The following is a 12,352-nucleotide window of genomic DNA, read 5'->3' as shown; positions in this document are numbered from 1 at the left end:
GCTTCACGAGCAAATGCTTCTAGAGCTTTCTTATCCATGTTGCTTATCCTTAGCCATGACTGGCTTAATTATAAGCAGATACACAAATTAAATTACAGTCTCTTATTTTATTGATTGGTGCAGCGTTGTTTTTACGCGATCCATTGCAATTATTGTTCTAAACCATTTCACGTTTTTATTATTATAAAATAACCCTTTGCTAATCATTTCATATTCAACCATGCTAGAAACGCCAAGGACTAAAATAAAGTCTGCTTCCCCTGTTACGTAATAACACTGCTGTATTGCTGGCCCAGAAAAACTCTCTTTTAATTTCTCAATATCAGAGGTGTGCGACCTTTCAATATGAACTTCTACAATAATTGTAATTAATTGGCCAACTTTTTCTGGGTCTACCACGGCGGTATTTGCACAAATAACGCCATCGTCCTCCATTTTTTTAATTCTTCGTTGTACAGAAGCTGCAGATAAACAAACTTTATCCGCCAGTACTCTCAAAGGGGTTTTATTATCCTCTTGCAGTGTGATTAATATCTCTCTATCGAAATTATCTAACGAATTAGGTGTATTCATTGGGAAATTTTCTCATTTGCATGCTTTATATCGAGGCCCATTATTATGCCAAAAGGGATATTATTTCAAATGTAAACAAACAAAATAATTAAGGAAACAATAATGCATTGGAAAACCAAGCTAGCCCAACCTCAAACGTTGTCGACTCCGGGGTTTAAATCTTTAGTCACCCCAACGTATCGAGGTTCTACTGTATTATTTGATAAACAATCAAACGTTGTTGATGGTTGGGAACAAAAAGAGAATGGCTACAGCTACGGTTTATATGGAACACCCACCACACTAGAACTTACCGAGCGCATTGCTCAACTAGAAAACGCGCATCACACCTTTGCTGTACCGGGTGGGCAAGCGGCCATCGCATTAATTTACTTCGCCAACTGCCCAAGTGGTAGCCATGCATTAGTTCCGCACAGTGCTTATGGCCCAAACAAAGAAATGGCGCAAGGAATGCTGAAGAACTTAGGTATCGAAGTTGAAGCATACGACCCTATGCTAGGTGCCGATATTGCTCATTTAATTCGAGAAAATACGACGCTTATTTGGGTTGAGAGCCCGGGTTCAGTAACGATGGAAGTGCAAGATATTCCAGCCATTTGTGAGGCGGCACATCAAAAAAATGTCGTGGTCGCGTTAGATAATACTTACGCTGCGGGCGTTCATTTTGATGCATTTGCGCATAACGTAGATATCAGTATGCAAGCACTGACCAAATATGTGGGCGGGCATAGTGACTTACTGTTAGGCACGGTTTCTGTTAACTCTGAACAGCTTAAAAAGAAAGTGGGCTCTACATTTAAGCAGTTAGGTTTGGCTGTTTCCCCAGATGATTGCAGCTTGGCGTTAAGAGGTTTACAAACGCTTGCTGTGCGACTCGACCATCTTGAAAAATCTACCCTAGAAGTTGCCAATTGGTTGGCAAAACACCCAAGCGTAGAGCAAGTTCTGCACCCTGCGTTGCCTTCATGCCCAGGTCACGAGTTTTGGAAACGTGATTTTACCGGCTCCAGCAGTGTTTTCTCCTTTATTTTTAAAGACGAGTTTGATGCTACTCAAGTAGAAGAATTTATCGATACTTTAGAGCTATTCAAAATAGGCATGAGCTGGGGTGGGGTGACTAGCTTAGCACTCGTCTATCCAGCAATTGAAAGGCCAAATAAGGATTATGAAGGTCGCTTGGTGAGATTAAATATAGGTTTAGAAAGTACCGACGATTTAATTTCTGATTTACAACAAGCCATACATTCAATTAAAAAATAATAAATTAATCAAATATTCTACAAGTTGCACTTAATAAATCATTAACTGGATATGTTTAAGTGCAACATAAATTAATCCAGTAATAAACATGAAAACATAATTAATAAATTAATCGCGCAATATTAGTTTGGTTATTATCCGCTAATTTGCCCATATTGATTTTTAATTTTATAAAAATCAATTGTTTATTAATTAAGTACTCATCCATATAAAAAGTAAACAAAAGAGGTACATATGAAAAAGCCCAGCCGTGGTTTTACTGTACAAGAGTTTGAAAATAGAACATCTCGCGCGCAAAAAGTCATGCATGACATGCAGCTTGACGCAATGATATTTACCACAGAACCAAACGTGCGTTATTTTACTGGCTTCTTTTCCCAGTTTTGGCATAGCCCAACTCGCCCGTGGTTCGTTGTGGTCCCTGCAGAAGGCAAGCCTATTGCGGTTATTCCCGAAATAGGGGCGAAAGGCATGGCAGAGACATGGATAGACGATATTTTCACTTGGTCTTCCCCTAGACCTGAAGATGACGGCATCAGTCTATTGGCTAACACGCTAAATACGCTTCCTCGTAAACATGGACGAATTGGCGCGACACTTGGCATTGAGTCTCACCTACGTATGCCGGTAAATAACTACCTGCAACTCACCACCATGGTAAGCAGCGAGTTTGTTGATGTCTCCCTTGCTGTGCATGAGTTACGCCAAATCAAATCCCAAGCAGAGATAGCGAAAACTCGCGAGATATGCCGCATTACAAACGAAGCGTTTGACAAGGTACCGAGCTATGCCCAACCCGGCATGACAGAGCGTGATATCTGTAAGCAGTTTAGTTTGGATCTGAGAATGGAAGGGGCCGATGAAACACCGTTTGTTATTTCGGGTTCTGGGCCAGATGGCTACTACGACATTTTGATGGGGCCAACAGACAGAGTGATTGAACCCGGTGACGTAATGCTGATTGATACTGGTGCAGTTTGGGATGGTTACTTCTCAGATTTCGACCGTAACTGGGCGTTTGGCTACGCCAGTGAAGAAATCAAATCGGCTTACCGTGCGACTTATGAAGCAACCAGTAAAGGGTTTGAAGCTGCTTGTCGTCCTGGCGCAACCACTACCGATATTTATAACGCGATGTGGAAGGTGCTAGAAGAAAACGGCGCACTAGGTAACGACATTGGCAGGGTGGGTCATGGTTTAGGGATGGAGTTAACAGAAAGACCGTCAAATACCTCTACCGATAACACTGTTCTTAAGCCGGGCATGATCATGACATTAGAGCCGGGTATGACGTATGCGCCAAATAAGATGATGTTGCACGAAGAGAACATTGTGATTACTGAAGACGGTGCAGAGTGGCTATCAAGACGAGCTGAACCTGAGCTGATCATTATTGATTAGAGCATGCATAAGTAAGCGAAATAAAAAGGGCGAAAATATGAACAATGAACAATTTTTGAACGTCACTCGGGAAGAAACATACCCAGTAAACGTTGATAACAAGGGGATCTACAATGTCTAACTCTGCAGATACGAACCACAGTGTTCTAGGTAAATGGACACTGCTGGCTATGGGGATCGGTATCACGGTTGGTGCTGGGTTGTTTTCACTTGTCGGTGCGGGCATCGGCTTAACGGGCCATGCATTGTGGTTAGCATTTGGCATCGCCATTGTATTTGGTATTTTTTATAACATTCCAATGCTATTTGCTAGTGGTGCGCTTGTGTTAGATGGTGGGCCTTACGCTCTCATCAGTAGAATACTGGGTAAAAAATATGCAGGGATGTATGTTGTAAGCTTCTTTCTCTATTTCCCTACCGTCGCTATATATGCATTAGCGTTAGGGTTTTACATCAACTCTTTGCTTCCAACGGTTACTCCTTCTGCTGGTGCCATCGCAGGCTTAACGGTGTTCTACATTATTAACTTGTTTGGCTTAGATACACTGTCTCGCTTCCAAAACATGATGACAACCTTGTTAATGGTGGGTATCGCAACCTTTATTTTGATTGGATTTGGTCAAGTCGATTTTGCTGTTCTTACACCACAAACCAATCCTGACTTTGCGTCCCAAGGCAGCATGGGCATCTTTAAAGCGGCTTGTTTGCTCTCTTTTGCTACCTACTGTCAGTACTACTTAATGTATTTCAGTAAATACGCTAAGCGTCCAAAGAAAGACATTCCGTTTGGCATGATCGGTACAACCATCGCGATCATCTTTATTTATCTTGGTGTCTCTGTGGTGGCGAGTGGCGTTCTTCCTATTGATGAAGTGGCTAACCAACCGTTGACACTGGTTGCCCGAGAAGTTCTTTCTTCTCCACTCTTTGTGTTCTTTATGGTTTGTGGTCCATTTATGGCGCTATCCACAACCATCAATAGTGTTTACGCCTCTTACGTACAACCTATTCAGGCGGCAACGCACGATGGATGGTTCCCTAAGAGTTTCGCTGTTGCCAACAGACGAGGCACACCATGGAAAATTCTAACCCTTTGCTGGTTAGCGTCTATGTTACCTATCCTTCTTGGCTGGGACATTAGCACCATCGCCAACACTTATATTCTTACGGATATCTGTATCGGTATTTTCATGATGGTTGCTATTGCAATGCTGCCTAAGAAGTTTCCAGATGCATGGGCAACGCGAGAGTTTGGGAAGCATGTTCCGCTATGGGGTTTCTATGTGATGGTGGGTCTTGCGGGTGTTGTTCAAGGCATCCTTATCTATAACTCAATCACATCAATTAAGTTGTACATCGTTATTGTCACGGCTGTGGCGTTTATTACCGGAATCATTTACGCCATTAAGAAGGACAAGGAGATCAATGTGACCAGTCAGAGTGATGACGTTCACCTTGAACCTGCGACAGAGTCGGCAGTAAACAACTAATTAATGGCTTAAGGCTAAATGCTTAACACTCATCTTTACTGGTTAGGTTTGTGCTGTTGTAGGTAAAGAGTTCCGCAATATCAGGTACGGCACCGATGTGGTGCCTGCCTATTGCCACCACAGGCAGCATAGTTACTACAGATATAACAAAGGGTATTAATATGAATTTCGAACAATACAATGAATTTGAAGTTAAACTCCAATTTGAACCAGCCCCACGCCCAGATAAAGTGCATATCGGGTTAGTCCAACTCGCCAATGACCATACGCTCGAAACCGACTGGTCTCACTTACTTGGTGAGCAAGCCGCACTATTTAGCACTCGTATATTTAAAGAAAATGGTATGACACCTGAAGCGCTCGACAATGTGGCGGCGAGCATTGGCCAAGGCGCACTGTTAGTGGCGGACGGGTTGCCAATGGATGTTATGGCGTTTGCTTGTACTTCTGCCTCTATTGTTATCGGCGAAGAGAAAGTCTCTGGGTTATTAACGGAAGGGCGCGGTGATATCCCTACCACCAATCCTTGGAGTGCCGCTAAAGCGTCTTTTAAACACCTTAATGCTAAAAAAGTGGCGGTTTTTGCGCCTTATCCAACAGAGGTGAACTTTGCTCTTGTTCAGCAGTTGGAAGATGAAGGCTTTGAAGTGGTTGCCATTACCTCTTTGGGCATCATGGATGACAATATTCTCCATAAAGCGCCATTAAGTAGCTTTGAGGAAGGCCTTGAGATTCTCACCAAAGATACCGGAGCAGAAGTTGTCTTTATGTCTTGTACAAGCCTTCGCGCCGTGGATCACATTCAATATCTAGAAGATAAATATGGTGTTCCTGTGGTGTCGAGTAACTCAGCACTATTTTGGCACTCTATGCAGTTGTGTGGAAAAACGGCCGTCTGTTCTGGCTATGGCAAATTACTGAGTGGCAAGTAGCCATTGTCTTTATTGATGAATATATACGGGTAAAAAGGGGAGTGGTTATTCTCTTTTTACCCGAATGAAAGGACGATATTTATGAACTTAGAAGAACAATTAATAGAATGGCGACACTATTTTCATCAACACCCAGAGTTTGGATTTGAAGAAACAGTAACCTCTGAATATGTAGCTAAAACCCTAGAAAGCTTTGGTATTGAAGTTCACCGAAATATTGGTAAAACGGGCTTGGTTGGCATTTTAAAAAAGGGCAGCAGCACGAAATCTATCGGCTTGAGAGCTGACTTTGATGCCCTGAAAATACAGGAAGAGAACAAGGTAGATTATTGTTCTAAAACCGAGGGCATGATGCACGGCTGTGGCCATGACGGACACACGGCAATGTTATTAGGTGCGGCGGTTCAGTTAGCTAAAGAGATTGATTTTGATGGCACGGTGTACTTTATTTTTCAGCCCGCTGAAGAGCAAGGTACCGGGGCAAAAGCGATGATAGAAGATGGGCTGTTCACGCGTTGGAACATTGACTCTGTCTATGCCATGCATAATTTACCGGGAGAAGAGGTCGGTCACTTCTTAATTAGCCCTAACTCGGTCATGGCAAGTGAGAATCACTTTAAGATTGAAGTGTTCGCAGGTGGCGGCCATGCCGCCATGCCGCATTTAGGCCAAGACCCAATCATTACCGCTTGTAACATTGGCGTGGCGCTGCAAACGATAATCACCAGAGAGTTAGATTCAATTCACCAACCGGCAGTGCTAACGGTTACTAATATTGAAACCAATGGCGGTGCCAATGTTATTCCTACGGTTGTGACTTTGTCGGGGGATACTCGCTGTTTTACTGACGAGACACAGGAAAAGATCAAACACTCAATGGAACGTGTTGTCTCGGGACAATGCCGTTCTGCCGGTTTGCAATACAACTTTGAGTTTTCAAATTGTGTTTTATCTACGGTTAACAATGAAGAGAAGTCAAAGATTGCAGCGCGAGTTGCAGAAGGTATTGTCGGCAAAGATAAAGTTAATACCAACTGCAAACCTTATTGTATATCGGAAGACTTTTCGTTTATGCAAAGAGAAGTGCCGAGTTGCTATATGCTTGTTGGTAACGGAAAAACAGGTGACAAAGGCGGTGTCGCGTTACACCTTCCAAACTACGACTTTAATGATGAGCTATTAATGACTGGCGCTCAGTTTTGGGTAGAGCTGGTTAGAGATCAATTGGCTGGATAACGTTATAGCGTTCTGCCTTTTGTCATACATCATTTATTAATTTGTATGTCAGGTGAATGAAAGTCACGGCTATATGCTTATATGGCCGATTTATCATGTACTGCACATTTATTATTATTGAGAAAACCATGAAAGAGATCATTAGTTCAAGTGATGCCCCAGAAGCGATCGGGCCATATTCTCACGCCACAGCTTTTGGTGGCTTAGTCTTTACATCAGGACAACTTCCTATCGATAAAAACATAGGCAAAGTCGTGAGTGGTGGCATTGTTGAGCAGAGCAAGCAATCGCTAAAAAACTTAAAATCTGTTTTAGAGGCGGGTGGCGCATCTACAAATAGCGTATTAAAAACAACCTGTTTTTTGGCCAATATTGAAGATTTTCAGTTGTTTAATGACGTTTATACTGAGATGTTCCCGGAGAACTGCCCAGCAAGAAGCTGTTTTGCGGTAAAAGAACTGCCTTTAGGTGTGCTGATTGAAGTAGAAGCCATCGCTTATAAAGAATAAGCACAGCTTGTACTTTATGTTTCGAACTGTATCGAGTTCTATTGAATTCTATAGATAACAGAACCTGCGATGGATAATGGCAAGCAGTGTGGCTATTTAGCTAGGCAGTGAAATACTGCCTAGCTAAAATCGTTGTTTATATTGTGCGTTTGCACCGAATAATCGTGTTTCACCTTGTTAGCGCTGCATAGTGATCATATTAATCAGAACACACCTCAGCAGCATTCAATGTGATTGCGCAACTGTTTGGTTGAGGGTTGTTCCAGTAGGGGGTATCGAACTCAGCGTTGCAACCGGCGTCTTCCATTAGCGCCACTTCACCGTCGCATATCATCATGACGGCATTGTCACCTTGGAACTGGGAAATGATTCGATAATCTGTAATGTTGCCTTCTTTTGCTAATTCCACCAGTCGAGTTAACTGCTTGGGGTTTGACGAAGTGGCATTTTTGATGATCGCGTCATTGGTTAGGTTGGCGGTATTGCCAAACTTAAGTTCACCATCCACCGCTTGGCTAACATCCTTTAACACGGAAGCTAAATCGTACATGACTTCATCAGAGTATTTTGCCTGAGTCGCGCAAGAAGTCAGCGCCAGTATCAAGGCGATTTGTGTTATTAATCTCATAGGTTCTCCCAAGCGGTAAGATGTCCATCCTCACAGCGTCCAGTATCTAAATCCCAGTTTTTGAAAAACGGATTTGTTTGCTCTGCAAAAACAGCGTTTGCTGTCTGCTGCCAAAACAGTTGAATTGTTTCAACTGCTTTGTCAAAAATCTCATCGTAGTGTTTATGACCAACTGGTGTTTCTAAACCTTCGATAAACGTGCTGTTTACTTCTTCATGAAGCGGGTATGTGAGCCCCTGTTTAGACGCGACATGCCTTGCCCATGGGAATAAGCGATGAGATTCTTCGGCGTGGTCTACAACCAGTTGGAAGCCTTTGTGCCATGCGTTAATGTCGGGTTGACACTGTTGCGCGTAATCGGCATAAACAGTAGAAAGGGCGGCACACCAAATGGTATTGATAACAGGGTCAATCAAACGGTCGTCATTGCTGTCGACGCAGCTGCCAATATTCTCTTTTACTCGGTCAGCGAAGCCAATGTCGCCCAGCTGCATTCTTAAAGGCCAGATGTACGCATCTTGATTCATCTCGCAAATTCGATGCTGTTTGGCATTTTCTGCATAGGGGCCAACTTTCATTTCAACAACCGGATGAATGGTGATATCGGCTGCTACGTGTGCAACAAACCCGCAGAGCCACGCGAAGGCTTTATCGAACTGTTCGCTATCCACCGTTTTGACTTGCTGGATGAGGGCATTAATGAGTTTGCCGACGTTGTTGTAATGCATTTCGTCGGCCCATTTGTTTTGTGCCGAGTCCATGATCGCGAGGTAAGGGTAGTCGGGGCTTACACAACCAAGTTCTACGTACCGTTTGTTTTGGGCCAACGCTTTTTTGGCATTGTTAGGCATACTTAATCCCTGTAATGCAGTGTTGGCAGAGGCCACATTAACGGCGGTTATGTGGGCAAAAGCACCAGGCATAATTAACTCCATTTATCATTATGAGGTTGTAAAGCTTACTATGCATCAAGTTTGTTATTTGCGATTAAAATCTTATAACGCATATTTAATCTGTCCCGTTCCACTATTCTAGATCTTTACTATTTTGTTGTTCATTAAGGGTGATCGCTTCATTCAAATACACCATCACGGTGTAAGTTTATTTAGAACGGCAATAACAATCTAAACTTATATCATGAGTTTACCTTTCTTCTTTTTTACGGTGATTATCGCCGTAAAATATATAAATGATAAACTATATTGATTATACTGGGTTTATATATGCTTAATTTTACGGCGAAAAACGCCGTGATATGTTCAATTTGTAAACCCTTGGAAGGCCTTTAGCTTGGTAGAGTGTATGAAAACACAACACAGTTCCCTAAAAACGACATATAAGCAGGCACTTAAAGTTCTGTTGCCCTATGGAATGTTAGTTACAAAAAAATGGCTTGTTGAAAAAGGATTAACTTTACACGCAATAGATAATGCAGTTAAAACAGATACTTTGTTGTTATTGTCTTCAGGTGTTTATTGCCAATACTCTCGCTCTATAAGTTGGGAGGGTGTTGTAGCATCTATGCAATACATGAATATGAAAAATGATAGTAAACTGCCCCCTGAAATAGTGGGAGGTTTATCTGCATTGGCACTGTCTGGACTATCGCAGTATGTGTTGCTGAATAATAATTCGCATGTTCATTTATATACGAAAGACAAACTGCCAACATGGCTGGCGCGTTTATCTCTTCCTTCTACTTTTGAAAGGCATAGTACGAGAATGCTTTGGTCAGATGAATTGTTACAAAATAGAGTATTCATCAAAGAGCATGTGTGGCAGCAGGAACTTCCACCTGTTTATTTTTCGTGTCCTGAAAAAGCAATACTTGAAGTATTACTCAACGTGCCTGAAGCCGTTAGCTTCGAACATGCAGATGAACTTATGCAGGGGCTAATAAACCTATCACCGAGAAAACTTAATACGCTATTAACTGCTTGCAAAAATGTAAAAGTAAAGCGACTCTTTTTTTGGTTTGCTAAGCGGCAAAATTATCCGTGGTTTAAAAAATTAGATATAAGTTGCTATGACTTGGGTTCTGGTAAACGTGTTGTCGCGAAAGGTGGCAAGTTAGACAAAGATTATTTGATTACTGTACCCGCACATATGATGGTGAGTAGCGAGTAAGAAAGGAGATAAATACCGATGATGGATAGAACAAGTATTTATTACAAGCAAGTACAATTACTTATACAAGTTATTCCGTTCGTTGCGCAGCAATCTTGCTTTGCTTTAAAGGGTGGTACAGCTATTAACTTATTTGTTAGGGAACTCCCGCGCTTTTCTGTGGATATTGACCTTGTTTACTTACCAACGAGTCAGCGGGAGAAAGCCTTACAAGATATCCGAAATGCATTAGATGCGATTGGAACTGAACTGAAAAATAAGCTTAGCGATATTGAGATTACAGAGTCATATAGAGACAAAAGTGATGCACTTAGGTTGATTGTTACACGTAACGGAGTACAGATTAAAATAGAGCTTTCTCCTGTATTGCGTGGAACCGTATTTGAACCTCAGATCATGGAAATATGTGAGGCGGCAGAAGATGAATTTGGTTACGCAGAAATGCCGGTAGTGGCATTAGCTGATCTGTATGCAGGAAAAATAGTTGCAGCGCTTGATCGCCAACATCCAAGAGACTTGTTTGATGTAAAGTGGTTGCTTGAAAATGAAGGTTTAACTGACGATATTCGCAAGGCTTTACTGGTGTATTTGTCTAGCCACAATCGACCAATGGCAGAATTACTTAGACCGCAATTTAAAGATATAGCAGCGTTATATGCAGGTGAGTTTGTCAGCATGGCTAAGCATGATATTCCGTTGAAAGAGTTAGTTTCAGTAAGAGAGCGGTTGGTACAACTTATCCATCAAGGTTTGACTAAAGATGAAAAGGAATTTCTGTGGTCATTTAAAAATCTATCCCCTAAATGGGAGCTACTTGGCTTAAATGGTGTAAATGAGCTTCCAGCTTTAAAATGGAAACAGATAAACTTGGCAAGAATGTCAGATGAGAAGCACAAGCAAGCTTGCGGAAAGCTCTTTTCGGTACTTTTTAATTAGCTGATAGCATATTCGAAAAGCTAAAAAATGGCTAATCGTCGACAATAAGAATCTTGATCAGCCATTGAAGTGCTTGTTTACAGAATGTCGTTAGAAGTAACTTACCACGCTGACGTAAAACTTGTCTTTACCTAGCTTAGTATCAAAACCGTGTGCATAACCCATGGTTATTGGTAAGGTAAAGTTGTAGCCAAACTTGGCTTCCATAGTTACGGATGTCTAATGTAACTCATAAAATAACGACTGAGTTGGCGATGTATTACAATTACTATTTTTAGAGCGTTATATCATCGGTTTTTGTGTCGAAACTGTATCTTATTTATCAATGTTTGCATAAAAAGGTGTGAGTAACGGGTGCTCAGTTCTAATCATTTCTTTTAATTCAGACACAACTTTACCTTGCGCATCTTTACGCCAACTGAATGATAATGGGGAGTTACTTCGAGGGTTTGCTATGCCACGAGTAATGAGTTGTCCTGAATTGAGAAGCCGGGTAGCAACATTTTTGGGTAGGAAACCAACGCCAATACCTTGAGTGTGCATAAGAACTTTTGTTTCAAAATCAGGCACTAAAAGTTCTTTCTGGCCTTTTAATAACCATGCTTTGCGTCGAACGAGGTGTCTACTTGTATCTTCAATATTTATAGCGGTGTATTTTCTTAGATCGTCATCAGACAGGGTATTGTGACGATGACTAATCGCATGTGTCGGTGATGCGATAAACATCCATGAGATTTCACCCATCGAACTGGATTCGAGGTCATTGCTTATAGTATGCCAACCGGGAGCACCAATCGCTATCTGCGAATCTTCAGAGAGCAGTGATCCCCATACGCCATTATAAACCTCACGAAAGAAACGAAATTCTGTATTCGGATATTTCTTATGAAGATAACTGGTGAGTTTGGTTACAGCGAATTTGTCATATAGCAGTTCATTAATCGCAATACCTACAAATTGCTCAATATTATTCTTGATTTGCTCAACCTCTGAACTTAGCCCTACGAAGTCATTGAAAAGCATTTCTAATCTGCTCTTTAAATATTTTCCCTCAGGGGTTAGTTCGACCGAGCGGGTACTTCTATTGAGAAGTTCTACGCCAAACTCTTTTTCTAATGCTTTGATACGATAAGTTATGGTGGCTGTAGAGCGATGAACCTGCTTGGCAGCTTGATTAAAAGAGCTGCAGTTTGCAACGGCTAAAAAGGTACGAACCGACTCTAGATCTAAGTTAAGCATTTTGACGTCTCTACGTTTTGA

General features: G+C 41.8%; 12 protein-coding genes. 8 read left to right on the top strand and 4 right to left on the bottom strand.

Annotation, left to right across the window (positions count from 1 at the left end; genetic code table 11):
- Positions 1-102 precede the first annotated feature (102 nt).
- Positions 103-573, bottom strand: coding sequence for an Lrp/AsnC family transcriptional regulator (locus F0227_RS04170; RefSeq protein ID WP_171751907.1), 471 nt, complete (start codon positions 571-573; stop codon positions 103-105).
- Positions 574-675: 102 nt separating this feature from the next.
- On the opposite strand from F0227_RS04170, the gene F0227_RS04165 reads away from it, so the two are divergent.
- The 6 genes from F0227_RS04165 (at position 676) to F0227_RS04140 (ending at position 7,401) form a co-directional block, all read left to right on the top strand.
- Complete coding sequence (locus F0227_RS04165) at positions 676-1,833, top strand: cystathionine beta-lyase (RefSeq protein WP_171751906.1); 1,158 nt, start codon at positions 676-678, stop codon at positions 1,831-1,833.
- A 234-nt stretch (positions 1,834-2,067) separates the two neighbouring features.
- Positions 2,068-3,234 carry a Xaa-Pro peptidase family protein gene (locus tag F0227_RS04160; RefSeq protein WP_171751905.1) on the top strand — a complete coding sequence of 389 codons (1,167 nt, stop codon included), beginning with the start codon at positions 2,068-2,070 and terminating at the stop codon, positions 3,232-3,234.
- A gap of 113 nt (positions 3,235-3,347) precedes the next feature.
- Positions 3,348-4,724 (top strand): APC family permease, encoded by a 1,377-nt coding sequence (locus F0227_RS04155; protein WP_171751904.1) that lies wholly within the window; start codon positions 3,348-3,350, stop codon positions 4,722-4,724.
- 161 nt (positions 4,725-4,885) lie between these two features.
- A complete protein-coding gene (locus tag F0227_RS04150; RefSeq protein ID WP_171751903.1) occupies positions 4,886-5,656 on the top strand; it encodes an aspartate/glutamate racemase family protein in 771 nt (256 codons plus the stop codon).
- An 81-nt stretch (positions 5,657-5,737) separates the two neighbouring features.
- Positions 5,738-6,892, top strand: a complete 1,155-nt coding sequence (locus F0227_RS04145; RefSeq protein ID WP_171751902.1) for a M20 aminoacylase family protein — start codon at positions 5,738-5,740, stop codon at positions 6,890-6,892.
- Between the two features lie 128 nt (positions 6,893-7,020).
- A complete protein-coding gene (locus tag F0227_RS04140) occupies positions 7,021-7,401 on the top strand; it encodes a RidA family protein (RefSeq protein WP_171751901.1) in 381 nt (126 codons plus the stop codon).
- 199 nt (positions 7,402-7,600) lie between these two features.
- Here the strand turns inward: F0227_RS04140 and F0227_RS04135 are convergent, their stop codons facing one another.
- Both F0227_RS04135 and F0227_RS04130 read right to left on the bottom strand, forming a co-directional pair.
- The gene (locus F0227_RS04135) at positions 7,601-8,029 is read right to left on the bottom strand and encodes a hypothetical protein (RefSeq protein WP_171751900.1); all 429 of its coding nucleotides are present in this window, start codon (positions 8,027-8,029) and stop codon (positions 7,601-7,603) included.
- Entirely contained in the window at positions 8,026-8,952 is a 927-nt protein-coding gene (locus F0227_RS04130) for a zinc dependent phospholipase C family protein (RefSeq protein ID WP_171751899.1), read from the bottom strand. Before F0227_RS04130 ends, F0227_RS04135 begins: the two co-directional genes overlap by 4 nt.
- Positions 8,953-9,331: 379 nt before the next feature.
- Here F0227_RS04130 and F0227_RS04125 point away from each other — a divergent pair, with 379 nt between their 5' ends.
- On the top strand, positions 9,332-10,156 hold the full coding sequence (locus F0227_RS04125; RefSeq protein ID WP_171751898.1) for a type IV toxin-antitoxin system AbiEi family antitoxin: 825 nt from the start codon (positions 9,332-9,334) through the stop codon (positions 10,154-10,156).
- Between the two features lie 18 nt (positions 10,157-10,174).
- Complete coding sequence (locus tag F0227_RS04120) at positions 10,175-11,092, top strand: nucleotidyl transferase AbiEii/AbiGii toxin family protein (protein ID WP_253822028.1); 918 nt, start codon at positions 10,175-10,177, stop codon at positions 11,090-11,092.
- A 315-nt stretch (positions 11,093-11,407) separates the two neighbouring features.
- On the opposite strand, the gene F0227_RS04115 is transcribed toward F0227_RS04120, so the two are convergent.
- Positions 11,408-12,331 (bottom strand): LysR family transcriptional regulator, encoded by a 924-nt coding sequence (locus F0227_RS04115; protein WP_171751897.1) that lies wholly within the window; start codon positions 12,329-12,331, stop codon positions 11,408-11,410.
- Positions 12,332-12,352: the final 21 nt, after the last annotated feature.

This window comes from Vibrio sp. 99-8-1 (genome assembly GCF_013114595.1).
GTDB lineage: Bacteria > Pseudomonadota > Gammaproteobacteria > Enterobacterales > Vibrionaceae > Vibrio.
The sequence above is the reverse complement of the archived record's forward strand: the minus strand, read 5'-3'. Positions and strand labels throughout refer to the sequence as shown.